The organism is Delftia sp. SD018, assembly GCF_017355445.1.
GTDB lineage: Bacteria > Pseudomonadota > Gammaproteobacteria > Burkholderiales > Burkholderiaceae_C > Comamonas > Comamonas acidovorans.
The window spans coordinates 43,309-65,317 of sequence record NZ_JADDRN010000028.1 but is presented as its reverse complement, the minus strand read 5'-3'; the positions used below and the strand labels follow the sequence as shown (position 1 = coordinate 65,317).

Genomic DNA, 22,009 nt, shown 5'->3' with positions numbered 1-22,009 from the left:
TCCGACGCCTGCTTCCACGCCGCCCTTGCATACTTGCGGCCTTTGCCCGGCGGACATCCCCCGAGCAGGGAACGCGGCCCGCCCCACAAGGGCAGGGCCGCCACCATTGCGAATCGGTTCCCGGGCACACCATTGATCACAAGAGAGAGGGTATATGCCAGACACGACCACCGATCCCCGACCGGCGCCACCCGCGCCACCGGATGCACCGCAGGCGGCCACGCCATCGCCAGCCGAGCCTGCACCGCGCATCACGTTCTCGGGCCCCGTTGTCATTCCTTCCCTGCTGGTGCTGGGCCTGCTGCTGCTGTACTGCGGCCTCATGCCCGACAGCGCCGACCGGCTGTTCTCCAGCGCCCAGGACTGGGTGGTGGGGCACATGGACTGGTTCTATGCCGTCTCGGTCACGCTGTTCCTGGTCTTTCTGATCTTCGTCGCGTCCAGCCGTTTCGGTGATATCCGCCTGGGTCCCGATGATGCGGAGCCCGAGTTCAGCTTCATCTCCTGGACCGCCATGCTGTTCGCCGCCGGCATGGGCATCGGCCTGATGTACTTCGGCGTGGGCGAGCCGCTGCAGCATTTCCTCAAGCCGCCCACGGCCGTGCCTTCCACGCCGGCTGCCGCGCGCGAGGCGCTGCAGTCCACCTTCTTCCACTGGGGCTTCCATGCCTGGGCCGTCTACGGGACCATGGGCCTGGTGCTGGCCTATTTCGGCTTTCGCTACAACCTGCCGCTGACCATGCGCTCGGGCCTGTACCCGCTGCTGGGCAAGCGCATCAACGGCCCCATCGGCCACAGCGTGGATGCCTTCGCGCTGGTGGGCACCATCGCGGGTATCGCCACCACGCTGGGCTATGGCGCGCTGCAGCTGGCCGCCGGCCTGCACACGCTGACGGGCTGGGACACCTCCACGGCGCTGTTCCGCATCTCGGTCATCGTCATCGTGGTCGGCCTGGCCGGGCTGTCGGCCGTCTCGGGCCTGGACAAGGGCGTGCGCCGCCTGAGCGAGTTCAATCTCGTGCTGGCCTTCATCCTGCTGGCCTTCGTCATCGTGGCCGGGCCCACGGTCTTCCTGTTCGAGGCGCTGAGCGAGAACATCGGCAACTACCTGTCTGGCCTGGTCCAGCTGTCGTTCCGCACCTTCGCCTACGAGCCGCCCAGCCAGGAAGGCTGGTTCGGCGGCTGGACCATCCTCTACTGGGCCTGGTGGATCTCCTGGTCGCCCTTCGTGGGCATGTTCATCGCGCGCATCTCACGCGGGCGCACCATCCGCCAGTTCGTGACCGGCGTGCTGCTGGTGCCCACGGCCTTCAACCTGCTGTGGATGACGGCCTTCGGCAACAGCGCCATCTGGATAGACACCCACGTGGCCATGGGCGCGTTGGGGCAGACGGCCTCGAACGTGGATGCGCTGCTGTTCCGCTTCTTCGAGTACCTGCCCTGGTTCAAGCCTGTGGCCTGGCTCACCATCGTGCTGATCGCGGTGTTCTTCGTCACCTCGGCGGACTCCGGGGCCTTCGTGGTGGACAACATCGCCTCGCGCGGCCATGCGCGTTCGCCGGTCTGGCAGCGGCTGTTCTGGGCTGCCGTGCTGGGCGTGACGGCCATGGTGCTGATGCTGGCCGGCGGCCTCAAGGCGCTGCAGGCCATGACCCTGGTGGCGGCCCTGCCGGTGGCCGTCATCATGCTGGCGCTGTGCTACGGGCTGTGGCGCGGCCTGCAGGCCGACCGCGCGCACTTCTCGCCCGACCTGGCTCCGGCCACCAGCTTCTGGAGCGGCCAGCACTGGCGCAAGCGCCTGGAGCAGATCGTGCACCAGCCCTCGCGCGCCGATGTGCGCAGGTTCCTGGCCGGCGTGGTGCTGCCGGCCATGAACGAGGTGGCCGCCGAGATGCAAAGGCGCGGCGTGCAGGCCGTGGTCACCGAGGACCTGGATGGCGAGGGCGCCGTGCGCCTGACCGTGCCCGATCCCTCGCTGCGCGACTTCGTCTACGGCGTGCGCGCCACGCGCCGCACGGTGCCTACCTTCCTGGTGAGCGAGGCGGCCAGCGAGCAGGAGCGCCGCCATGTCTATGAGCCCATCACGTTCTTCGAGGACGGCCGCCTGGGCCACGACATCCAGTACCTGCGCAGCGAGGAAGTCATCGCCGACATCCTGCGCCACTACGAGCGCTACCTGTCGCTGAGCGCCGACCAGCGCACGCATCTGCTGAACCGGGCGCCGGGCCACAGCTGAGCCGTGCCTGGCAGCGCCGCCGTCGCGGCATCCCGGGCCTTTGGGTAAACACCGGGGTGCCAGCCGGTGGCCGCCTGCGGATACTGGGCGCTGCCATGCAGCTCGAATACTCTACCCATTCGCAGGAGCCACGCCATCGTTTCGACTACTGGCACGAGGTGGTCTGCCGCCACTGCATCCCGGCCGACAGCCACCGCGCCGAGGGGGATGGTGCCGGTCCCGGCGGCTTCGGGGCCACGCTGTCCGTGCGGTCCCTGGGACTGCTGGAGATCAGTGCCATGTCGGCGCCCAGCCACCGCTGGGTGCGCAACGCAGCCCACCTGCGCCTGCATGCCCGCGACGAGCTGTGGCTCGGCTATCTGCTCCAGGGCCAGGCCGAGGTGCGCCAGGGCGGGCAAGTGGCCCGGCTGAGCGCGGGCAATCTGGTGCTTTATGACGCTGCGCAGCCTTTCGAATTCTCGGTGGCGCCCCGCGATATCCTGCTGATGCGCATTCCACGCAGCGAATTGTTGAATCGCTTTGCCCGTGCACCCTCGCACGCGGGCCGGGCGCTGCATGGCCATGCCCCGGCCGTGGCGCCGCTGCGGGCCATGCTCGGCGAGGCCATCGCCATGCCGCCTGCGCCGCACGGTGATGCCTTGGCGCAGCGCTTCGGCATGGCGCTGCTCGACGTGCTGGCCCTGGCGCTGGAGATGCAGGAAATGGCCGTGCAGCCCCGCGCGGAACGGGACCTGCACGGCCGCATCCAGGCGTTCATCCAGGACAACCTGGGCTCGCCCGAGCTGTCGCTGCAATGGCTGGCGCAGCAGCACAACGTCTCGCCGCGTACCGTGACGCGGGCCTTTGCGCGGCGCAACCAGACGCCCATGGGCCTGGTATGGCAGCTGCGGTTGCAGGCCAGCCGCCAGGCCCTGATGCAGGGGCGCTGCTCCAGCGTGACCGAGGCGGCCTTCGCGCATGGGTTCTCCGATGCGGCGCACTTCAGCCGTGCCTTTCGCAAGGCGTTCGGCTGCACGCCCCGCAGCCTGCTGGCCGCCTGAGCAAGGTCGCTGTCCCTCACGAACAAGCGTGCGTGCCGCCGGCTCCCTAGCATGGGCCTGCCGTGCGTCCCGTGCGGCTTTTCCAGTGCAACAACGGTGGCGCCCCGGAGCCGGGCGCCGGGAGACATGCCATGAACGACAGCGAACTGCACCATCTCGAACTGCTGGAGGTGGGGCGTGAGATCCAGTCCCGCCGCATTTCCTCGGAAGAGGTGACCCGCCACATGCTGGCGCGCATCGAGGCCGTGGATGCGCGGCTGCACAGCTACGTGACGGTGATGGCGCAGCAGGCGCTGGAGGACGCCCGCCGCGCCGACGCCGAGATCGCGCAGGGCCGCCGCCGCGGTGCGCTGCACGGCGTGCCGCTGGCGCTCAAGGACCTGCTGTGGACCCGGGGCGTCCCCACCACGCATGGAATGACGCTGCACCGCGACCATCGCCCCACGGAAGATGCCACCGTGGTGCGCAGGCTGCGCGAGGCCGGCGCCGTCATCCTGGGCAAGCTGCAGCAGACCGAAGGCGCCTTCGCAGACCACCATCCCGAGATCACTGCCCCCGTCAACCCCTGGGGCGCCCAGCTATGGCCCGGGGCCTCGTCCAGCGGCTCGGGCGTGGCCACGGCGGCGGGGCTGTGCTTCGGATCGCTGGGCACGGACACCGGGGGCTCCATCCGCTTTCCATCGGCCGCCAACGGCATCACGGGGCTCAAGCCCACCTGGGGCAGGGTGAGCCGCCACGGCGCCTTCGAATTGGCCGCGTCCCTGGACCACATAGGCCCGATGGCGCGCAGTGCCGCCGATGCCGCAGCCATGCTCGCGGCCATCGCCGGGGCGGACCCGCTGGACCCTACGGCCAGCCAGTGCAGCGTGCCCGACTATCTGGCCATGATGACGCGCGGATTCTCCGGCCTGCGCCTGGGCATGGACCGGCAATGGGCACTGGACGGCGTGGATGCCCCCTCCCGCCAGGCGGTGGAGCAGGCCCTGGCGGTGGCGCAGCGCCTGGGTGCCAGCGTGCAGGAGGTCCGCTTTCCCGATGCCACCCAGGCGGTGGAGGACTGGCCGGCGCTGTGCGCGGTGGAGACCGCCGTGGCGCACGGCGCCACTTTCCCTGCACGGCGCGAGGCCTATGGCCCCGGGCTCGCCGGGCTGATCGACCTGGGGCTGGGCCTGTCCGCCACCGACTACCAGCGGCTGCTGCTGCGCCGCGCGGACTTCACGGGCCGGGTGCGCGCACTCTTCGCTCAGGTGGACCTGCTGCTGGTTCCCGCCACGGCCTTTGCGGCCCCCACGCTGCAACGCATGGCGCATTTCGGCTCCGATGCCGAGCTGTTCTCGGGCATGCTGCGCTACACCTGCCCGTTCGACCTCACGGGCAGCCCCACGATCACGCTGCCCGGCGGACGCACTCCTGAGGGCGCGCCCGTGGCCTTCCAGTTCGTTGCCCCCGACTTCCGCGAAGACCTGCTGGTGCGCGCGGGCTGGGCGTTCCAGCAGGCCACGGACTGGCACAGACGGCACCCTGCTGCCTGAGCTGTCTGAGCCGCCAGTCCGGTGGCGCGACACGGGCTTGTCACACAGCCTTCCTAGACTGGCGTGATGTCCTTGATCGAGATGGAAGGTGTCGCCAAGTCCTGGGGCGGCACCACGGCACTGCAGGCGCTGGATCTGCGCATTGAACCCGGATCCTTTTGCGTGCTGCTCGGTCCCTCGGGCTGCGGCAAGTCCACCACGCTGCGCATCATCGCGGGCCTGGAAAGCGCCACCTCGGGCCGCGTGCGCATCGATGGCCAGGACGTCACCCACCTGCCGCCCGCTCGGCGCGGCATTGCCATGGTGTTCCAGAACTACGCGCTGTTCCCGCACCTGACGGTGGCGCAGAACATCGGCTTCGGCCTGTCCGTGCGCAAGGTCCCGGCGGCCGAGGCGCGCCGGCGCATCGACGAGGCCGCCGCGCTGCTGGGCCTGGACGCGCTGCTGGCGCGCCGGCCCGGCCAGCTGTCGGGCGGCCAGCAGCAGCGCGTGGCGCTGGGCCGCGCCCTGGTGGCCCGCGCCCGCGTCTGCCTGATGGATGAGCCGCTGTCCAACCTCGACGCCCAGCTGCGCCAGGAAATGCGCACCGAGCTGCGCGAGCTGCAGCGGCGCCTGGGCCTGACCGTGGTCTATGTCACGCACGACCAGGCCGAGGCCATGGGCATGGCCGACCAGGTGGTGCTGCTCAGCCAGGGGCGCGTGGAGCAGTGCGCCGCGCCCCAGGAGATCTACAGCCGGCCCGCCACCACCTTTGCGGCGCGCTTCATCGGCACGCCGGCCATGAACATCGCGCGCCTCGACGGCCTGCACATCGCGGGCAGCCATGCCAGCGCCGCGCCCGCCGGCCTGCAGCAGCCGGGCCAGGCGCGCTGGCTGGGCGTCAGGCCCGAGGACATGCGCCTGTCGCTCCATGGCGATGTCGGCAGCGGCCCCGTGGTGGCTGCCGACATCGAAAGCCTCGAATACCTGGGCGCCGACCTGGTGCTGCGCTGCCGCGTGGGCAGCGAGCAACTGATGGTGCGCACCGCTGGCAGCCAGCTCGGCGGCCTGCAGCCGGGCCAGCTCGTGGGCCTGCGCTGGGCGCGCGAGGCCACGCATTTCTTTGACCAAAAGGGGCGGCGCTGCACGGCCTGATGCCGAGGCACCGCTCCTATCTTCCTCCGCAGTTCCACCGTTTCAGCCGTTCCGGCTTTCGCATCCGAAGCACCTTCCAGGAGAGTCCGCCATGCAACGCCATGCCTTCCTCAAAACCCTCGCAGCCGCTGCCGCCGTGGCCGCCACGGGCCTGCTGAACACCGCCAGCGCGCAGACGCCGCTGGAGGTGCCGTTCTACTACCCCGTGGCCGTGGGCGGCCCCATCACCAAGGTGATCGACGGCTATGCGGCCGAGTTCAACAAGGCCCATCCGCAGTACCGGATCACGCCCGTCTATGCGGGCACCTACCAGGAAACCATCGTCAAGGCGCTGACGGCCCACAAGTCGGGCAAGCCGCCGGCCAGCTCGGTGCTGCTGTCCACCGACATGTTCACGCTGATCGACGAGGACGCCATCGCCCCCATCGACGACTTCGTTAAGACCGATGCCGACCGGGCCTGGCTCAAGGGCTTCTACCCGGCCTTCATGGCCAACAGCCAGGCGGGCGGCAAGACCTGGGGCGTGCCCTTCCAGCGTTCCACCGTGGTCATGTACTACAACAAGGAAGCCTTCAAGGAAGCCGGCCTGGACCCGAACAAGGCGCCGCAGAACTGGAAGGAACTCAAGGAAGCCGCCCACAGGCTGACGAAGAAGGACGCCGGCGGCAAGGTCGTGCAGTACGGTATCCAGATCCCGTCCACGGGCTTTGCCTACTGGATGCTGCAGACCCTGACCACGCCCAATGACGTGCTGCTGGCCAACGAGGCCGGCACCCAGGTCACGCTGGACAGCCCCAAGGTAGTGGAGGCGCTGGACTTCTGGGTGGGCCTGGTCAAGGAGGGCGTGCACCCGGCCGGCGTGGTGGAGTGGGGCACGACGCCCAAGGACTTCATGGAAAAGAAGGCCGCGATCATCGTCACCACCACGGGCAACCTGACCAATATCCGTGCCAATGCCAAATTCGACTTCGGCGTGGGCCAGATCGCAGGCAACGTGCGCAAGGGCTCGCCCACGGGCGGCGGCAATTTCTACCTGTTCAAGAAGGCGCCCCGGGAGCAGCAGGAGGCGGCCTTCCAGTTCATGAAGTGGGTCACCCAGCCCCCGCTGGCCGCGCAGTGGAGCATGGACAGCGGCTACGTGGCCGTCTCGCCCGCCGCCTATGACACGCCCGCGCTCAAGAAGTACGGGCAGGACTTCCCGCAGGCCCTGGTGGCGCGCGACCAGCTGCCGGTATCGGTGGCCGAGTTCTCCACGCATGAGAACCAGCGCGTGACCAAGGTGCTCAACGACGCCGTGCAGGCCGCCCTCAACGGCAGCAAGACCTCGGCCCAGGCCCTGCAGGATGCGCAAAAGGAAGCAGACCGCCTCCTGCGCCGCTACAAGTGATGGCGCAGTGCCGCTGACCGCATGAGCTCCGCTCCCGCCTCCCTTGTCCGCGGCCGCCAGGCCGTCCATGCCTGGCTGATGCTGCTGCCGGCGCTGGTGCTGCTGGTGGCCTTCACGCACTGGCCGGCCGTGGCCACGCTGATCGACAGCCTGCATGCCACGCCGCGCGGCGGCCAGCCGGGGCCATGGGTGGGGCTGGAGAACTACGCCGTCATGGTGGACGACCCGGTGTTCTGGCAGGCCGTGCGCAACAACCTGTGGTTTGCGGCGGCCACGATTCCGCTGTCCATGGCACTGGCGCTGGCCATGGCGCTGTGGGTCAACGAGAAGCTGGCCGGCCGCGCCTTCGTGCGCATGGCGTACTTCACGCCCACGGTGCTGCCCATGATTGCCGTGGCCAACATCTGGCTGTTCTTCTACACCCCGCAGTACGGGCTGCTGGAGCAGCTGCGCGGCGCACTGGGCCTTCCCGCGCACAACTGGCTGGGCGATCCGTCCACGGCGCTGGCCTGTGTGACCGTGGTGGCGGTGTGGAAGGAGGCGGGCTTTTTCATGATCTTCTACCTGGCCGCGCTGCAGACGCTCAACCCCAGCCTCAAGGAGGCGGCGGCCATCGAGGGGGCCTCGCGCTGGTACTTCCTGCGCCGCGTGCAGTGGCCGCTGCTGATGCCGACCACGCTGTTCGTGCTGGTCAACGCGGTGATCAATGCCTTCCGCCTGGTGGACCATCTCTTCATCCTCACGCGCGGCGGGCCGGACAACGCCTCCACGCTGCTGCTCTATCACCTGTACGAAGTGGGCTTCAAGTTCTGGGACACGGGCTATGCGGCGGCCCTGACCGTGGTGCTGGTCGCCGTGCTGGCGGCCGTGGCGCTGCTGCAGTTCTTCGTGCTCGACAAAAAGGTGCACTACCAATGAGCGCCGCACCCATTGCCCCGCGCCATGCGCCGCCCGCGCTGTACGGCGCCACCTGGCTGGACACGCTGGCCGCCTGGTTGCTGGCCCTGCTGTGGATACTGCCGCTGGCCTATGCGTTCTGGACGGCCTTCCATCCGCCCGAATACTCGGCACGCTTCGACCTGGCCGCGCCCTGGACGCTGGAGAACTTTCGCCGTGCCTGGCAGGCCGCGCCCTTTGCGCGCTATTTCCTGAACACGGCCGTGCTGGTGGTCATGATTTTGGCGGCCCAGCTGGTGCTGGGCACGCTGGCCGCCTATGCCTTTGCGCGCTACCGCTTTCGCGGCCAGGGCCTGGCCTTTGCCCTGGTGCTGGTGCAACTGATGATCATGCCGGACATCCTGCTGGTGGCGAACTACCAGACCCTGTCGCGCCTGGGCGCCGTCGATACGCTGCTGGGCATCGGCCTGCCGTACTTCGCATCGGCCTTTGCCATCTTTTTGCTGCGCCAGACCTTCCTGGGCATTCCCCGGGAACTGGACGAGGCCGCGCGGGTGGAGGGCGCCAACACCCTGCAGATCCTGTGGCGCGTCTACGTGCCGCTGGCGCGGCCCGTGTACCTGGCGTTTGCGCTGGTGTCGGTGAGCTTTCACTGGAACAACTTCCTGTGGCCGCTGATCATCACCAACAGCGTGCAGGCGCGCCCACTCACCGTGGGGCTGCAGGTGTTCTCCAGCGTGGAGTCTGGCGTGGAATGGGCCACCATCACGGCCGCCACGCTGATGAGCTCGGGCCCGCTGCTGGTGGCCTTCGTGCTGTTCCAGCGCCAGTTCGTGCAGAGCTTCATGCGTGCGGGGATCAAGTGAGGGCGGTGCTAAAGTTCCTTGTCCCAGCCTTTCACCCCGAGGTCCACCATGTCCGGTCCCGCATCCGCAGGTCTGTTCATCTACGCCAAGCAGCCTGACCGGCTGGCGCTGTTCTACATGGAGGTGCTGGCCATGCGCATGCTGCACCACACGAGCGAGCTCATGGTGCTGCAGTCGCCGGACCTGCAACTGGTGCTGCACGCCATTCCCGAGGCGATTGCGCGGCACATCACCATCACCGAGCCACCCCAGCCGCGCGAGAACGTGGCCCTCAAATTCTTTGCCACCGTGACCAGCTTCGCGGCCGTTCGTCCCCTGGTCATCGCACATGGCGGCCAGCTGTGGGAGCAGTCCTGGCAGGGGCCGGGCTTTCGCGTCTGCAACGCCATGGACCCCGAAGGCAACCTGTTCCAGCTGCGCGAGCCGCTGCCCGCATGATGCAGATCCTCACCTGGAACACCCAATGGTGCCTGGGCCTGGACGGCCGCATGGACCCGCAGCGCATCGTGGCGCATGCGCTGTCCATGGCCGATATCGACGTGCTGTGCCTGCAGGAAATCGCTATCCACTATCCCGGCCTGCAGGGCGCGCCCGGCGACCAGGTGGAGCAGATCCGCCAGGCCCTGCCCGAAGGCTGGAAGGTCTTCTTCGGCGCCGCCGTGGACGAGTTCACGGCCGTGGGCCGGCAGCGCTTTGGCAACCTGGTGGCCACGCGCCTGCCGGTGCTGCAACTGGCCCACCACCGCCTGCCGTATCCGCACGACGGCGGCGTGCGCAGCATGCCGCGCTGCTGCACGGCGGCCACGGTGATGGATGCCGCGCTGGGCCCCGTGCGGGTGATGAGCACCCACCTCGAATATTTCTCGCGCCGCCAGCGCATGGCCCAGGCGCTGGCGCTGCGTTCCCTGCAGATCGAGGCCCTGGGCCAGGCCGAGGCGCCGCCCCAGCCTGCCAGCGACGGCTCGCCCCAGCAGACCAAGCCGCACACGCCGCATGCCGTGCTCTGCGGCGACTTCAACTTCGAGCCCCATGAGGACGAATACGCCGGCCTGTCCGCCCCCTGGGCGGCCGGCGAGCAGGGCGCCCTGAGTGCCGGCCAGTGGCACAACAGCTGGAGCGTGCTGCACCCGGACCAGCCCCAGCCGCCCACCTTCCGGTTGTTCGACCGCCAGTGGGGCCCCGAGCCCGGCGCCTGCGATTTCGCCTGGGTCAGCGACAGCCTGCGCGGCCATGTGCGTGGCTGGGCCGTGGACAGCGACACAAGGCTCTCGGACCACCAGCCCGTGCTGCTGCAACTGGATTGATCCAGGTCAGGGTCCGCCGCCAAGCCGGCCTTCGCCTACAGACAGTGTGGCGGGCCTGCTCCAAGGTCATGGGGACTGTTTTGAAGGAGCATCCATGAGCCCCAATCCGCTGTCCACGATTCTTCACCGCACCTGGTGGGTGCTGCTGCTGCGCGGTCTGGTCGCCATCGCCTTCGGCGTGCTGACCTGGGCGCAGCCGGCGGTATCGCTGGCGGCGCTGGTGCTGACCTTCGGCGCCTTCACCTTCGTCGATGGCCTGCTGGGCGTGTACTCGGCCATCCAGGGGCGCGACCAGATGCGCCATTGGTGGGTGCTGCTGCTGTGGGGCCTGGCCGGCGTGGTGGTGGGCGTGCTCACCGTGGTCGCGCCCGGCGTCACGGCGCTGGTGATGACGCTGTACATCGGCGCCTGGGCCCTGGTCACGGGCCTGCTGCAGATCGTGGCGGCCGTGCGGCTGCGCAAGGAGATCACGGGCGAGTGGCTGCTGATCCTGGGCGGCGTGCTGTCCGTGCTGTTCGGCGCCTTCGTGCTGGCCCAGCCGGGCGCGGGCATGATGGCCATGCTCTGGGTGCTGGCCACGTATGCGGTGGTCTTCGGCGTGCTCATGGTGCTGCTGTCCTTCAAGCTCAAGAAGGGCATACGCCATTCTTCCTGAGCCGCTGGTGCAAAGGCGGACAATGCCGGCTCCATGATCGAATCCCGGCGACCTTCTCCCTTCATGCGTCTTCCCCGCGCGGCCCTGGCGGCCGCGCTGCTGTTCGCGGCGGCAGGTGCCGCCCAGGCGCTGCCCAGCTTTTCCGAAGTCCGCGAAGGCCACCGCTCCTCCGAGACCGAACTGCTCTCGCGCGAGGGCGAGGTGCTGCAGCGCCAGCGCACCGACGCCAGCGTGCGCCGTGGCGACTGGGTGGCCCTGGCTGACATCTCGCCCGCGTTGCGCACGGCCCTGGTGCTCAGCGAGGACAAGCGCTTCTACGAGCACAGCGGCGTGGACTGGGCGGCCGTGTCCTCCGCAGCCTGGGGCAACCTCTGGAACCAGCGCACGCGCGGCGCCAGCACCATCACCATGCAGTTGGCGGGCCTGCTCGACGGCGACTGGCGCCAGGGCCCGGGCGGGCGCAGCGTGGTGCAGAAACTGGGCCAGACCGTCTCGGCCCAGGTGCTGGACCGGCGCTGGCGCAAGGACCAGATCCTGGAGGCCTACCTGAACCTGGTGCCCTTCCGTGGCGAGATCGTGGGCATCGATGCGCTGTCGCGCACCCTGTTCGGCAAGGCCGCGCACGGGCTGGACGCGCGCGAGGCCGCCATTGCCGCCGCCCTGGTGCGTGCCCCCAACGCCTCGCCCGAGCGCGTGGGCCGGCGCGCCTGCGGCGTGCTGCAGTCGCTGGCGCCCGAGGATGCGGCGGCGCGCGACTGCACGGCCATGGAATTGCTCACCGCCAGTGTGCTGCTGCGCCGGCAATGGGCGGCCAGCGAAGGCCAGGCCCCGCACCTGGCGCGCCGCCTGCTGGCCGAGCCGCAGTCCAAAGGCCAGGCCCGCGTGCGATCCACGCTGAGCGCGCCCGTGCAGCGCTTTGCCGTGCAAAGCCTGCAGCAGCAACTGCGCGAGCTGCAGGGCCGCAACGTGGAGGACGGCGCCATCGTCGTGCTGGACAACGCCACGGGCGAGGTGCTGGCCTGGGTGGGCTCATCGGGCGAATTGAGCCAGGCGGCCGAGGTGGACGGTGTCACGGCCATGCGCCAGCCCGGCTCCACGCTCAAGCCCTTTCTCTATGCCCAGGCGATTGCCGAGCGGCGGCTGACGGCGGCCTCGCTGATCGAGGATTCATCGGCCCACATTCCCACGCAGAACGGGCTCTACATCCCGCAGAACTACGACCGGCGCTTCAAGGGCTGGGTCTCGGCCCGCACGGCGCTGGCGTCGTCGCTCAACGTGCCGGCCGTGCGCACCCTGGTCATGGTCACGCCCGATGCCTTCTTCTCGCAACTGCAGCGCCTGGGCCTGCCGCTGCGCGAAAGCGGCGGCTACCACGGCTTCAGCCTGGCGCTGGGCAGCGCCGAGGTGCCGCTGCTGCAGCTCACCAACGCCTACCGCGCCCTGGCCAACGGCGGGCAACTGACGCCCGTGCGCTGGGCGGCGCAGCCCACGGGCGCGGGGTCCGCAGCGCAAAAGTCGGCTGCGCCCGTGCAGGCCATCGACGCACGCGCGGCCTTCATCGTGGGCGACATCCTGTCCGATCCCATGGCGCGCGCGCCTACCTTCGGCACGGACAGCGTGCTGGCCACACGCTTCTGGTCGGCCGTCAAGACCGGCACCAGCAAGGACATGCGCGACAACTGGGCCGTGGGCTGGTCGCAGCGCTACACCGTGGGCGTGTGGGTGGGCAATGCGCGCGGCGAGGCCATGCACTCGGTCAGCGGCACCAGCGGCGCGGCACCTGTCTGGGCCGCCGTGATGGGTTTCCTGCATGCCCGCACACCCAGCCGCGCGCCCAAGGCGCCGGCGGGCGTGCTGCAACAGGCGGTGCGCTTCGGTCCCGATGCCTCGGGCCTGCCGCTGGAGAGCGCGCGCAGCGAATGGTTCGTGGCGGGCACGCAGCAGAGCCTGTTCGCCATGGCGGGCAGCGGCCTGCCTGCCGCATCCGCATCGACACGCGGGACTTCGGCGGCCTCGCCCGTGCGCATTGCGCGCCCGGCCAACGGCACCATCCTCGCGCTGGACCCCGACATTCCGCCGGACCGACAGCGCGTGCAGCTGTCGGCCCGGCCCTCGGGCACGGCCGCCACGCAGGAATGGCAGGATGCGAGCCTGCGCTGGCGCATGGTCAGCGCCGCCCCGCCCGGCGCGGCCGAGCCGCCGCCCAAGGAGATCGGCCGGGGTGCTGCCGCTGCCTGGATGCCCTGGCCCGGCCGGCACCGGCTGGAACTGGTCGATGCCAAGGGGCAGGTGCTGGACAGCGTGCAGGTGGAGGTGCGCGGCGCCGGCGTGGTGGCTTCGCGCGCGGGCGGGCGCTGATCAGGCGCCGGTCGTGATCACTGCGCCGCGCGGGGGCCCGCCGCGCGGAAGCCCGCCGCACGGAAGCCCGCCGCACGGAAGCCCGCCGCAGTGAAGGCCACCAGCTCGTCGATCACATGCTCCACGGGGTCGGCGCGGTGGCCGCCGCCCAGCATGCGGCTGACTCGGCCGTTGTCGGAGCGGATGTACATCATGGCGCCGTACATGCATTCCAGGCGCCACTGGAAATCGTGCTGCGACAGCTGCGGCAGAGCCTGGCGCAGCAGGGCCGCAAAGCGTTTGGCAGCCTCGTCGTAGGCGGCAAACACCACTTCCCTGACTGCCTGGTCGGGATCGACCGAGCACAGGGCCGTGACGCGGTTGAAGTCGGCCTCGCCCTCGCTATGGGCGGCGCGCAGCGCAGGGGCGATGAAGGCCCGAAGAATGTCCTCCACGGCGGGCTGCGGCGACTGCTGCTCCAGCCTTTGCAGCAGCGCATGGCGCTGTCCGTTGACGGCCATCACGCGCTGCTCGAACAAGGCCTTGAGCAGGCCCAGCTTGTTGCGGAAGTGGTAGTGGATGGCGCCCGTGTCTACCTCGGCCAGCGCCATGACGGCGCGCAGCGACGTGCCCGCGTAGCCATGCCGCGCAAACAGCTGCTCGGCGGCTTGCAGAAGGCGTTCGCGGGCCTGGGCGCGGGGTTCCTCGGCCGCGGTGTCATCGGTGCTGGACGTCATGGCTGCGGATCATAGACAGCGCCAGGCCCTTGCCGCACCAAACCATGGCATGGTGGTGACATGGATTGATTCAGTCGACTGACTGAATTAACATGCGCAGCCATCACACAACGACAAGGAGACACAGCATGACCACCCGCAAGTGGCTCGGCGCCCTGATGGCGCTGGGCTGCACCCTGGCCACCGCGCAGGAGCCGTTCCCGTCGCGGCCGCTGACCCTCATCAACCCCTGGGCGGCGGGCAGCTCCACCGATGTGATGGCGCGTACGTTGGCAGAGGAATTCCGCAAGCAGCTGGGCCAGAGCGTGGTCGTGGTCTCGCGCGACGGGGGCTCGGGCGTGATCGGCATGAATGTGCTGGCCCAGGCGCCGGCCGACGGGCTGACGCTGGCCTTCACGCCCATGACCCCCATCACCGTGCAGCCCCACTACGTCAAGGGCCTGAAGCTGGGGCCCGACAGCGTGCAGCCGCTGTGCGGCGTGACGGAGAACATCCTGGGCGTCAGCGTGCGCGCAGACAGCCCTTTCAAGACGATAGGCGAGCTGGTGGCGGCGGCGAAGAAGGGCTCGCTGAGCTACGGATCGCCGGGACCGAACTCGGCGCCCTTCCTGGCCATGGACCAGCTGGAGCGCGACCAGGGCCTCAAGCTCGTGCATGTGCCCTACAAGGGCGATGCCGGCTCGATACAGGAATTGCTGGCCGGGCGGCTGGACTTCGTCAGCAGCATCGCGGCCTCGGCTGCGCCCCAGATACGCGCGGGCAAGCTGCGCCTGCTGGCCGTGGCCTCGGAGCGCCGCCACCCGGCCTTCCCCGAGGTGCCCACCTTCAAGGAACTGGGCATGGCGGTGCAGGAGGAATCGTTTGCGGGCCTGTTCGTGCCGCGTGGCGTGCCCGAGGCGGTGCTGGGCCGGCTGGACGCTGCCTGCGCCGCCGCAGCTCGGTCCGATGCCGTCAGGCAGGTGGCCCAGCGCGGCGACCAGGTGGTCTTCCACCAGGACCGCCGCCAGTGGGACCGGCGCATCCACGACGAATTCCGCAAACAGGGCGCAGCGGCCGAACGCCATGCGCAGTGAACTCCTTTCCGCCAGCTCTTCATCCATGACCGATTCCAGCCTGCCCCCCATCCGCCGCGTGATCACGGCCAACGACGCACAGGGCCGCTCCTTCATCGCCGAGGACGGCGCCTCGCCCGCCGTGCGCCTGGTCGAGGAACGCCCCGGCTACCGCATCACCAACCTGTGGCGCACCGATGCCTCACCCGCGCAGATCAATGCGCCCGACACCATTGCCATCCATCAGGGCGTGGCACCGCCGCCCTATGGCACGGTGCTGCGCATCCTGGACATTCCGCCCGAACCTGCCGATCCGCAGGAGCTGGCGCGTGCCCTGCATGCCACCTTTACACGCATGTACGGCGACGCCCACCGCAACGTGCAGCCCGGCGAGCATCCGGGCATGCACCGCACGGATACCGTGGACTACGCGCTGATGCTGGAGGGCGAGCTGGTCGCCATCCTGGACCGCCATGAAACCGTGCTGCGCGCCGGTGACGTGCTCATACAGCGCGGCACCAACCATGCCTGGGCCAACCGCTCGGGCCGGCCTGCGCGCATTGCCTTCGTGCTGGTGGCGGGCGAGCAGGGCTCCTGACTCAGGTTGCCTGGCCTGCCCATGCCGCCGCGGCAGGGCGTGGCCGCACGAAGCGCTGCTCGATCACGGTCTCGCCCCATTGCTGGCCCGGCCATTCCTCGGCCAGGGTGAAGCCTGACGATTCGTAGAGCCGGCGTGCTGCATCCAGGCCCCGGAAGGTCCACAGCTGGGTGGCCTCGAAGGCCTGCTGGTCGCAGAACGCCAAGGCCTGCTGCAGCAGCTGGCGCCCCGTGCCGGCGCCGCGCAGGCCGTCTTCCAGGATGAACCAGCGCAGATGCGCCTGGCGGTCCTCGGGGTGCTTGCCCAGGTCCTCTCCATCGATGGCCACGGAGCCCACGATGCGGTCGCCGTCCAGCGCCGTCCACAGCTGGTTGCAGGGCTTGTCCAGCCGGCCCGCGAACTCGGCCAGGCCGCTGGCCACGCGGCTTTCGAAGAAGACGCCAAAGCCTGCGTGGCGCGCATAAAAGCGCGCATGCATGTCCACGATGCGGCCCAGGCAGCCGGGCCGGTATCCGGGCAGGACCTGTATCTGTGCGGGCACGGGTACGGGCTGGGGCAGGGGCTCCTCCTGCCGGTGCGCCTGCAGCGCCCGGGCGTACAGTGCCAGCCCTTGGGCGACGGCCTGCTGCTGCGGCGCCTGCATGCGGTCCAGCGCCGCCGTCACCTGCTGGCGCCCGAAGGCCTCGATGGCGGCCAGCGTGCGCCGGCCCTTGGCGGTCAGGGCCAGCTGCTTGACGCGGCCATCCTCTCCATCGGCGGCTTCCTTCAGCTCGCCCGCCTCCACCAGCTTGCGCACCATGCGGCTGACGCTGGATTTCTCCAGCCCCAGGACCAGGGCCAGCTGCGAGGCCGCCATGCGCCCCTGTGCGCCGATCTCCAGAATGGCATGCACGGCCGAGGGCGGATAGTCCGTGGCCGCCAGCGTGGCCTGCATGAAGCCCAGCTCGCGCACCATCTGGCGCGAGGCGGCGCGGATGCCATCCACCAGGGAAAGATCGTGCTGCGGCATGGGTGCTCCTTGGGGCCGTGCAAGGTTTGAATATGGTTGCATGGTACAACCATAAATGCCGCTGCGCATCTGTTGATGCAGCGATGCATGCCCCAGGCGTAAAAAAGCCGCCCGGCGCATGCGGGCGGCTGGGGCCTGGCGCAGATGCGCAGGGCTCAATTGACCATCAGGCGGAACGGCCAGACATAGGCCTGCAGCGTCACGAAGATGCCCATCAGGCAGGCCAGGGCGACGGAGTGGAAGAACACGTAGCGCAGGATGTCGCCCTCATGGTTGAACCAGCGCGTGGCCGTGGAGGCGACGACGATGGACTGCGCATCGATCATTTTGCCCATCACGCCGCCCGAGCTGTTGGCCGCGCCCATGAGGTTGGGCGACAGGCCCAGCTGCTCGGCCGCCACCTTCTGCATGCCGCCGAACAGCACATTCGATGCCGTGTCCGAACCCGTCAGCGCCACGCCCAGCCAACCCATCAGGGTGCCGAAGAAGGGGTAGAACACGCCCGTGTTGGCGAAGGCCAGGCCCAGCGTGGTGTCCGTGCCCGAGTAGCGCGTCAGCGTGCCCAGGGCCAGCATCAGCACGATGGTGATGAGCGAATAGCGCACCAGCCAGATGGTGCGCACGAACTGGCTGACCAGCTGCACGGGGTTGTACTTCATGACCAGGCCGCCCACGATGGCCGACAGCAGGATGCCCGTGCCCGTGGCCGACAGCAGGTTCAGCGTGTAGATGGCGCCTTCCTTGGTGGGCTGGCGCACGACGGGCGGCACCTTCTCGATCAGGTTGTGCAGGCCTTCCATGGGAAAGGCCGGGGCGAACAGGCCGTTGAGCGCGGCCTTGACCGAGGGCAGGCCCCAGATGAAGACGAAGACCGTGAGGATGGCCCAGGGCGTCCAGGCGCGGATCACGTCGGCGCGCGGGTGCTGGGTCACGGCGCGGGGCGCCTGGGCCTCGCCGCCGCTGTTCTCATGGCCCTTGAGCGAGGTCGAGCGCCAGATGGTCCTGGGCTGCCACATGCGCAGGAAGCCGACCGTGCAGACCATGGAGACGATGGCCGCGATGATGTCCACCAGCTCGGGGCCGATGAAGTTGGACACCAGGTACTGCGGAATGGCGAAGGACACGCCGGTCACCAAAATGATGGGCCAGATCTCCATCATGGCCTTGCGCCCGGCAAAGGCCCAGATCAGCCAGAACGGCACCAGCACCGAGAAAAACGGCAGCTGGCGGCCGACCATGGCAGTGACCTCCATCAGGTCGTAGCCGTGCACCTTGGCCAGCGTGATCACCGGCGTGCCCAGCGCGCCGAAGGCCACGGGCGCGGTATTGGCGATCAGCGACAGGCCCGAGGCGGCCAGCGGCGAAAAGCCCAGTCCGATGAGGATGGCCGCCGTCACGGCCACGGGCGTGCCGAAGCCGGCCGCGCCCTCGAAGAAGGCGCCGAAGGCGAAGGCGATCAGCAGCAGCTGGATGCGCCTGTCCTCGGTGATGCCGGCAATGGAGTCCTGCAGGATCTTGAAGCTGCCGTTCTTCTCGGTCAGCTGGTGCAGGAAGATGATGTTCAGGACGATCCAGCCGATGGGCAGCAGCCCCGTGAAGCCGCCGAACAGCGCCGCGCGCCCGGCCATGCCTGCCGGCATGTTGTAGACGAAGACCGCGATCACCAGCGCCGCAATCAGCCCGGCGCCGGCCGCCAGGTGGGCCTTCATGTGCAAAAAGCCCAATCCCACCAGCATGACCACGACCGGGATGGCCGCGAGCAGTGTGGACAGCCACATGTTGGAAAGAGGGTCGTAGACCTGCTGCCAAACCATAGGAGCGTCTCCTGAAGAGTTTTTAGGATGTTGTGCGGGGCGGATCGTCGCTCTCATGGCTGGTTGGCACACTAGCGTTAGCCCTCGGTTGGGCTGCGAGAGAGAAAATTTCAATCGGCGCACAAATCACTTCAAACCCGAACGGGTGACTGGAACGCGCCCTGCGCACTACCATGCTCGGCAGTCCCGCGGCATGCGGGTTCCAGAAAGCCAGAAAACGTGTCCACCGACCTTTCCAAAATCACCTGCATCGAAGACCTGCGCGTCGTGGCCCAGCGCCGCGTGCCGCGCATGTTCTATGACTACGCCGACTCGGGCTCCTACACCCAGGGCACCTACCGGGCCAACGAGGACGACTTCCAGAAGATCAAGCTGCGCCAGCGCGTGGCCGTGAACATGGAGGGGCGCAGCACGCGCACCACCATGATCGGCCAGCAGGTGGCCATGCCCGTGGCCATTGCGCCCACGGGCCTGACCGGCATGCAGCACGCCGACGGCGAGATCCTGGGCGCGCGCGCGGCCCAGGCCTTCGGCATTCCGTTCACGCTGTCCACCATGAGCATCTGCTCCATTGAGGACATTGCCGAACACACGGCCCGCCATCCGTTCTGGTTCCAGCTCTATGTGATGCGCGACCGCCGGTTCATGGAGCGCCTGATCGAGCGCGCCCGTGCCGCCAACTGCTCGGCCCTGGTGCTGACGCTGGACCTGCAGATCCTGGGCCAGCGCCACAAGGACATCAAGAACGGCCTGTCCACGCCCCCGAAGCCCACGCTGCGCAACCTGGCCAACCTGGCGACCAAGCCGCACTGGTGCCTGGGCATGCTGGGCACCAAGCGCCGCACCTTCGGCAACATCGTCGGCCATGTGGATGGCGTGGCCGACATGAGTTCGCTGTCGTCGTGGACCGCCAGCCAATTCGACCCCAGCCTGAACTGGGGCGATGTGGAGCGCATCAAGAAGCTCTGGGGCGGCAAGCTCATCCTCAAGGGCGTCATGGACGCCGAGGACGCGCGACTGGCGGCCGACAGCGGCGCCGATGCGCTCATCGTCAGCAACCACGGCGGCCGCCAGCTCGACGGCGCACCCTCGTCCATCGAGGCGCTGCCCGGCATTGCCGAGGCGGCGGGCAAGGACATCGAGGTCTGGATGGACGGCGGCATCCGCAGCGGCCAGGACGTGCTCAAGGCGCGTGCCCTGGGCGCCCAGGGCACCATGATCGGCCGCAGCTTCCTCTACGGCCTGGGCGCTTATGGCCAGGACGGCGTGACGCGTGCACTGCAGATCATCCAGAAGGAGCTGGAGACCACGATGGCCTTCTGCGGCCATACGCAGATCGATACCGTGGACCGCAGCATCCTGCTGCCCGGAACCTATCCGGGCGCCGTGCGCTGAACCGGCAAAAGCCGCACGAGAAAAGGACCGCCTCGGCGGTCCTTTTTCCTTTCAGGCTGCGCCTCAGGCTTGGGCAGGTACGCGCCGGCTTTCCGGCTGCGCCGCCACCAGCCGGCCCGCCGCATGCAGCACCGCCAGGATGGACGCGGTCACGATGTTGGCATGGCGCCCCGCACCGAAGCGCGTGCCCGCCACGCCGGGCAGGGCGGCCTCGACGATGGCCAGCGCCATGGCCCCGGCGCCCTGGCCCAGGCTGCGCTCCTCGTAGTGGTCAATGCGCAGCGCCACGCCCAGGTGCTGGCCGAGGGCGGCGGCCACGGCATCGATGGGGCCGCTGCCTTCGCCATACAGCTGCAGTCGAAGGCCGTCTGGCCGCACCACTTCCAGCGCAATGCCCTGGCCCTGGGCGCTGTCGAACAGGTGGTGGCTGCGGTAGTGCCAGGGAAGCTGCAGGGGTGCGAGGTAGGTCGCCTCGAACAGCTTCCACAGGTCGTCGCTGGCCAGCTCGGCCTCGCAGGCGTCCGCCTGTTTTTGCACCACGGCGCTGAACTCCACCTGCATGCGGCGCGGCATGGTCACGCCATGGTCGCGCTGCAGCAAAAAGGCAATGCCGCCCTTGCCCGACTGGCTGTTGACGCGAACGATGCTGTCGTAGGTGCGGCCCAGGTCCTGCGGGTCGATGGGCAGGTAGGGAACGCGCCAGGGCGCATCGGGCCGCTGCGCCGCAAAGCCCTTGGCGATGGCGTCCTGGTGCGAGCCCGAGAACGCCGTGAACACCAGGTCGCCCACATAGGGGTGGCGCGGGTGGATGGGCAGGGCCGTGCATTCCTCCGCAATGCGCGCCACGGCGGCGATGTCCGAGAAATCCAGGCCCGGCGCGATGCCCTGCGTGTACAGGTTCAGCGCCAGCGTCACCACATCGAGGTTGCCGCTGCGCTCGCCGTTGCCGAACAGGCAGCCTTCCACGCGCTGGGCGCCGGCCAGCAGCGCCTGCTCGGCGCAGGCCACGCCCGTGCCCCGGTCGTTGTGCGGGTGCACGGACAGCACGATGTGCTCGCGCCGTTCCAGGCGGCGGTGCATCCACTCGATCTGGTCGGCGAAGACATTGGCCGTGCTCACCTCCACCGTGGTCGGCAGGTTGATGATCATGGGCCGCGCGGGGCCTGCATCCCAGGCGCGGATGGCTGCGTTGCACACGGCCAGCGACACGTCGAGCTCGGCCATGCAGAAGGTCTCGGGTGAGTACTGCAGCACCCATTCGGTCTCGGGATGGGCATCGGTCAGTTCGCGCAGCAGGGCGATGTGGTGCTCCACCATGGCGATGATCTCGGGCACCTGCATGCCGAAGACGATCTCGCGCCAGGCCGGGGCAATGGCGTTGTAGAAGTGCACGATGGCGCGCCGCGCTCCGGCCACGCTGTCCACCGTGGCGCGGATCAGGTCCTCGCGCAGCTGGGTGATGACCATGGGCGTCACGTCGCCGGGGATCAGCCCGTTGTCGATCAGGTGGCGCACGATGCCGTAGTCGGTCTGCGAGGCCGAGGGAAAGCCCACCTCGATCTCCTTGAAGCCTATGCGCACCAGTTCGTGGAACAGGCGCAGCTTGCGCTCGCGGTTCATGGGCTCGAACAGGGCCTGGTTGCCATCACGCAGGTCGGTGGACAGCCACACGGGCGCCTGGCTCAACTGGCGTGAGGGCCATTGGCGCTCGGGCAGGTCGACGGCGGGGAAGGGAAGGTATCTGGACGCGGGATTCTTCAGCATGCGGGCCTCGCAGGAAACGCTGGGGTTTGCAGCCACCGGATCGGCCGGTGGCCCCGCTCTCCTGGCTTCCCGGTGTGGGGAAGCTGCGCCAGGCCGGGATCAGGGAGAGTCGGTGCGAAATGCGGCGCCTGCGCAGGCGCCCGGACCCCGGCCATGGGCCAGGGGTGGTAGGGAGGGCGAGGGCAGGCAGTGCATGGTGCGATGGCGGTGAATCACAGGGAACGGATGCCAGTTTGCGGGCAGGGTGTCTGT

Annotated in this window: 18 protein-coding genes; 14 read left to right on the top strand and 4 right to left on the bottom strand. The window is 69.0% G+C overall.

Annotation, left to right across the window (positions count from 1 at the left end; genetic code table 11):
• Window positions 1-154: 154 nt before the first annotated feature.
• The 11 genes from INR38_RS23405 to pbpC all read left to right on the top strand — a co-directional run bounded on the left by INR38_RS23405 (window position 155) and on the right by pbpC (window position 13,409).
• The gene (locus INR38_RS23405; RefSeq protein ID WP_207443529.1) at window positions 155-2,236 is read left to right on the top strand and encodes a BCCT family transporter; all 2,082 of its coding nucleotides are present in this window, start codon (window positions 155-157) and stop codon (window positions 2,234-2,236) included.
• 95 nt (window positions 2,237-2,331) lie between these two features.
• Window positions 2,332-3,276 (top strand): helix-turn-helix domain-containing protein, encoded by a 945-nt coding sequence (locus INR38_RS23400; RefSeq protein WP_207443528.1) that lies wholly within the window; start codon window positions 2,332-2,334, stop codon window positions 3,274-3,276.
• A gap of 131 nt (window positions 3,277-3,407) precedes the next feature.
• Window positions 3,408-4,808, top strand: a complete 1,401-nt coding sequence (locus INR38_RS23395) for an amidase (protein ID WP_034396725.1) — start codon at window positions 3,408-3,410, stop codon at window positions 4,806-4,808.
• 66 nt (window positions 4,809-4,874) lie between these two features.
• Window positions 4,875-5,942: an ABC transporter ATP-binding protein gene (locus tag INR38_RS23390; RefSeq protein WP_207443527.1), complete on the top strand. Its 1,068-nt coding sequence runs from the start codon at window positions 4,875-4,877 to the stop codon at window positions 5,940-5,942.
• Between the two features lie 91 nt (window positions 5,943-6,033).
• Window positions 6,034-7,329, top strand: coding sequence for an ABC transporter substrate-binding protein (locus tag INR38_RS23385; RefSeq protein ID WP_207443526.1), 1,296 nt, complete (start codon window positions 6,034-6,036; stop codon window positions 7,327-7,329).
• Between the two features lie 21 nt (window positions 7,330-7,350).
• Window positions 7,351-8,247, top strand: a complete 897-nt coding sequence (locus INR38_RS23380; RefSeq protein WP_207443525.1) for a sugar ABC transporter permease — start codon at window positions 7,351-7,353, stop codon at window positions 8,245-8,247.
• Window positions 8,244-9,092: a carbohydrate ABC transporter permease gene (locus INR38_RS23375; protein ID WP_097201537.1), complete on the top strand. Its 849-nt coding sequence runs from the start codon at window positions 8,244-8,246 to the stop codon at window positions 9,090-9,092. The genes INR38_RS23380 and INR38_RS23375 overlap by 4 nt, the downstream gene beginning before the upstream one ends.
• Window positions 9,093-9,140: 48 nt before the next feature.
• Window positions 9,141-9,530: a VOC family protein gene (locus INR38_RS23370; protein WP_012207101.1), complete on the top strand. Its 390-nt coding sequence runs from the start codon at window positions 9,141-9,143 to the stop codon at window positions 9,528-9,530.
• Entirely contained in the window at window positions 9,527-10,396 is an 870-nt protein-coding gene (locus tag INR38_RS23365; RefSeq protein WP_207443524.1) for an endonuclease/exonuclease/phosphatase family protein, read from the top strand. Before INR38_RS23370 ends, INR38_RS23365 begins: the two co-directional genes overlap by 4 nt.
• A gap of 94 nt (window positions 10,397-10,490) precedes the next feature.
• Window positions 10,491-11,051, top strand: a complete 561-nt coding sequence (locus tag INR38_RS23360; RefSeq protein WP_012207099.1) for an HdeD family acid-resistance protein — start codon at window positions 10,491-10,493, stop codon at window positions 11,049-11,051.
• Window positions 11,052-11,114: 63 nt separating this feature from the next.
• On the top strand, window positions 11,115-13,409 hold the full coding sequence (pbpC, locus tag INR38_RS23355) for a penicillin-binding protein 1C (RefSeq protein WP_242699171.1): 2,295 nt from the start codon (window positions 11,115-11,117) through the stop codon (window positions 13,407-13,409).
• A gap of 17 nt (window positions 13,410-13,426) precedes the next feature.
• Here pbpC and INR38_RS23350 read toward each other — a convergent pair whose 3' ends face one another.
• Window positions 13,427-14,125: a TetR/AcrR family transcriptional regulator gene (locus tag INR38_RS23350; protein ID WP_063328149.1), complete on the bottom strand. Its 699-nt coding sequence runs from the start codon at window positions 14,123-14,125 to the stop codon at window positions 13,427-13,429.
• 128 nt (window positions 14,126-14,253) lie between these two features.
• Between INR38_RS23350 and INR38_RS23345 the strand changes: the two genes are divergently transcribed.
• Window positions 14,254-15,198 carry a tripartite tricarboxylate transporter substrate binding protein gene (locus INR38_RS23345; protein ID WP_012207096.1) on the top strand — a complete coding sequence of 315 codons (945 nt, stop codon included), beginning with the start codon at window positions 14,254-14,256 and terminating at the stop codon, window positions 15,196-15,198.
• Window positions 15,199-15,223: 25 nt separating this feature from the next.
• Window positions 15,224-15,775 carry a cupin domain-containing protein gene (locus INR38_RS23340; RefSeq protein ID WP_207443522.1) on the top strand — a complete coding sequence of 184 codons (552 nt, stop codon included), beginning with the start codon at window positions 15,224-15,226 and terminating at the stop codon, window positions 15,773-15,775.
• A 1-nt stretch (window position 15,776) separates the two neighbouring features.
• Here INR38_RS23340 and INR38_RS23335 read toward each other — a convergent pair whose 3' ends face one another.
• Together INR38_RS23335 and INR38_RS23330 are read right to left on the bottom strand one after the other, a co-directional pair.
• On the bottom strand, window positions 15,777-16,784 hold the full coding sequence (locus INR38_RS23335) for a helix-turn-helix domain-containing GNAT family N-acetyltransferase (protein ID WP_207443521.1): 1,008 nt from the start codon (window positions 16,782-16,784) through the stop codon (window positions 15,777-15,779).
• Window positions 16,785-16,939: 155 nt separating this feature from the next.
• The gene (locus tag INR38_RS23330; protein ID WP_013800968.1) at window positions 16,940-18,598 is read right to left on the bottom strand and encodes an L-lactate permease; all 1,659 of its coding nucleotides are present in this window, start codon (window positions 18,596-18,598) and stop codon (window positions 16,940-16,942) included.
• Window positions 18,599-18,817: 219 nt separating this feature from the next.
• Here INR38_RS23330 and INR38_RS23325 point away from each other — a divergent pair, with 219 nt between their 5' ends.
• Window positions 18,818-19,993, top strand: coding sequence for an alpha-hydroxy acid oxidase (locus INR38_RS23325; protein ID WP_034396710.1), 1,176 nt, complete (start codon window positions 18,818-18,820; stop codon window positions 19,991-19,993).
• 63 nt (window positions 19,994-20,056) lie between these two features.
• On the opposite strand, the gene INR38_RS23320 is transcribed toward INR38_RS23325, so the two are convergent.
• A complete protein-coding gene (locus INR38_RS23320; protein WP_063328147.1) occupies window positions 20,057-21,757 on the bottom strand; it encodes a 2-isopropylmalate synthase in 1,701 nt (566 codons plus the stop codon).
• Window positions 21,758-22,009: the final 252 nt, after the last annotated feature.

Bases quoted from the DNA above. Each gene is read 5' to 3' on its own strand.
- INR38_RS23405 (WP_207443529.1), top strand. From the start codon at position 155: ATGCCAGACACGACCACCGATCCCCGACCGGCGCCACCCGCGCCACCG.
- INR38_RS23400 (WP_207443528.1), top strand. From the start codon at position 2,332: ATGCAGCTCGAATACTCTACCCATTCGCAGGAGCCACGCCATCGTTTC.
- INR38_RS23395 (WP_034396725.1), top strand. From the start codon at position 3,408: ATGAACGACAGCGAACTGCACCATCTCGAACTGCTGGAGGTGGGGCGT.
- INR38_RS23390 (WP_207443527.1), top strand. From the start codon at position 4,875: ATGTCCTTGATCGAGATGGAAGGTGTCGCCAAGTCCTGGGGCGGCACC.
- INR38_RS23385 (WP_207443526.1), top strand. From the start codon at position 6,034: ATGCAACGCCATGCCTTCCTCAAAACCCTCGCAGCCGCTGCCGCCGTG.
- INR38_RS23380 (WP_207443525.1), top strand. From the start codon at position 7,351: ATGAGCTCCGCTCCCGCCTCCCTTGTCCGCGGCCGCCAGGCCGTCCAT.
- INR38_RS23375 (WP_097201537.1), top strand. From the start codon at position 8,244: ATGAGCGCCGCACCCATTGCCCCGCGCCATGCGCCGCCCGCGCTGTAC.
- INR38_RS23370 (WP_012207101.1), top strand. From the start codon at position 9,141: ATGTCCGGTCCCGCATCCGCAGGTCTGTTCATCTACGCCAAGCAGCCT.
- INR38_RS23365 (WP_207443524.1), top strand. From the start codon at position 9,527: ATGATGCAGATCCTCACCTGGAACACCCAATGGTGCCTGGGCCTGGAC.
- INR38_RS23360 (WP_012207099.1), top strand. From the start codon at position 10,491: ATGAGCCCCAATCCGCTGTCCACGATTCTTCACCGCACCTGGTGGGTG.
- pbpC (WP_242699171.1), top strand. From the start codon at position 11,115: ATGCGTCTTCCCCGCGCGGCCCTGGCGGCCGCGCTGCTGTTCGCGGCG.
- INR38_RS23350 (WP_063328149.1), bottom strand. From the start codon at position 14,125: ATGACGTCCAGCACCGATGACACCGCGGCCGAGGAACCCCGCGCCCAG.
- INR38_RS23345 (WP_012207096.1), top strand. From the start codon at position 14,254: ATGACCACCCGCAAGTGGCTCGGCGCCCTGATGGCGCTGGGCTGCACC.
- INR38_RS23340 (WP_207443522.1), top strand. From the start codon at position 15,224: ATGACCGATTCCAGCCTGCCCCCCATCCGCCGCGTGATCACGGCCAAC.
- INR38_RS23335 (WP_207443521.1), bottom strand. From the start codon at position 16,784: ATGCCGCAGCACGATCTTTCCCTGGTGGATGGCATCCGCGCCGCCTCG.
- INR38_RS23330 (WP_013800968.1), bottom strand. From the start codon at position 18,598: ATGGTTTGGCAGCAGGTCTACGACCCTCTTTCCAACATGTGGCTGTCC.
- INR38_RS23320 (WP_063328147.1), bottom strand. From the start codon at position 21,757: ATGCTGAAGAATCCCGCGTCCAGATACCTTCCCTTCCCCGCCGTCGAC.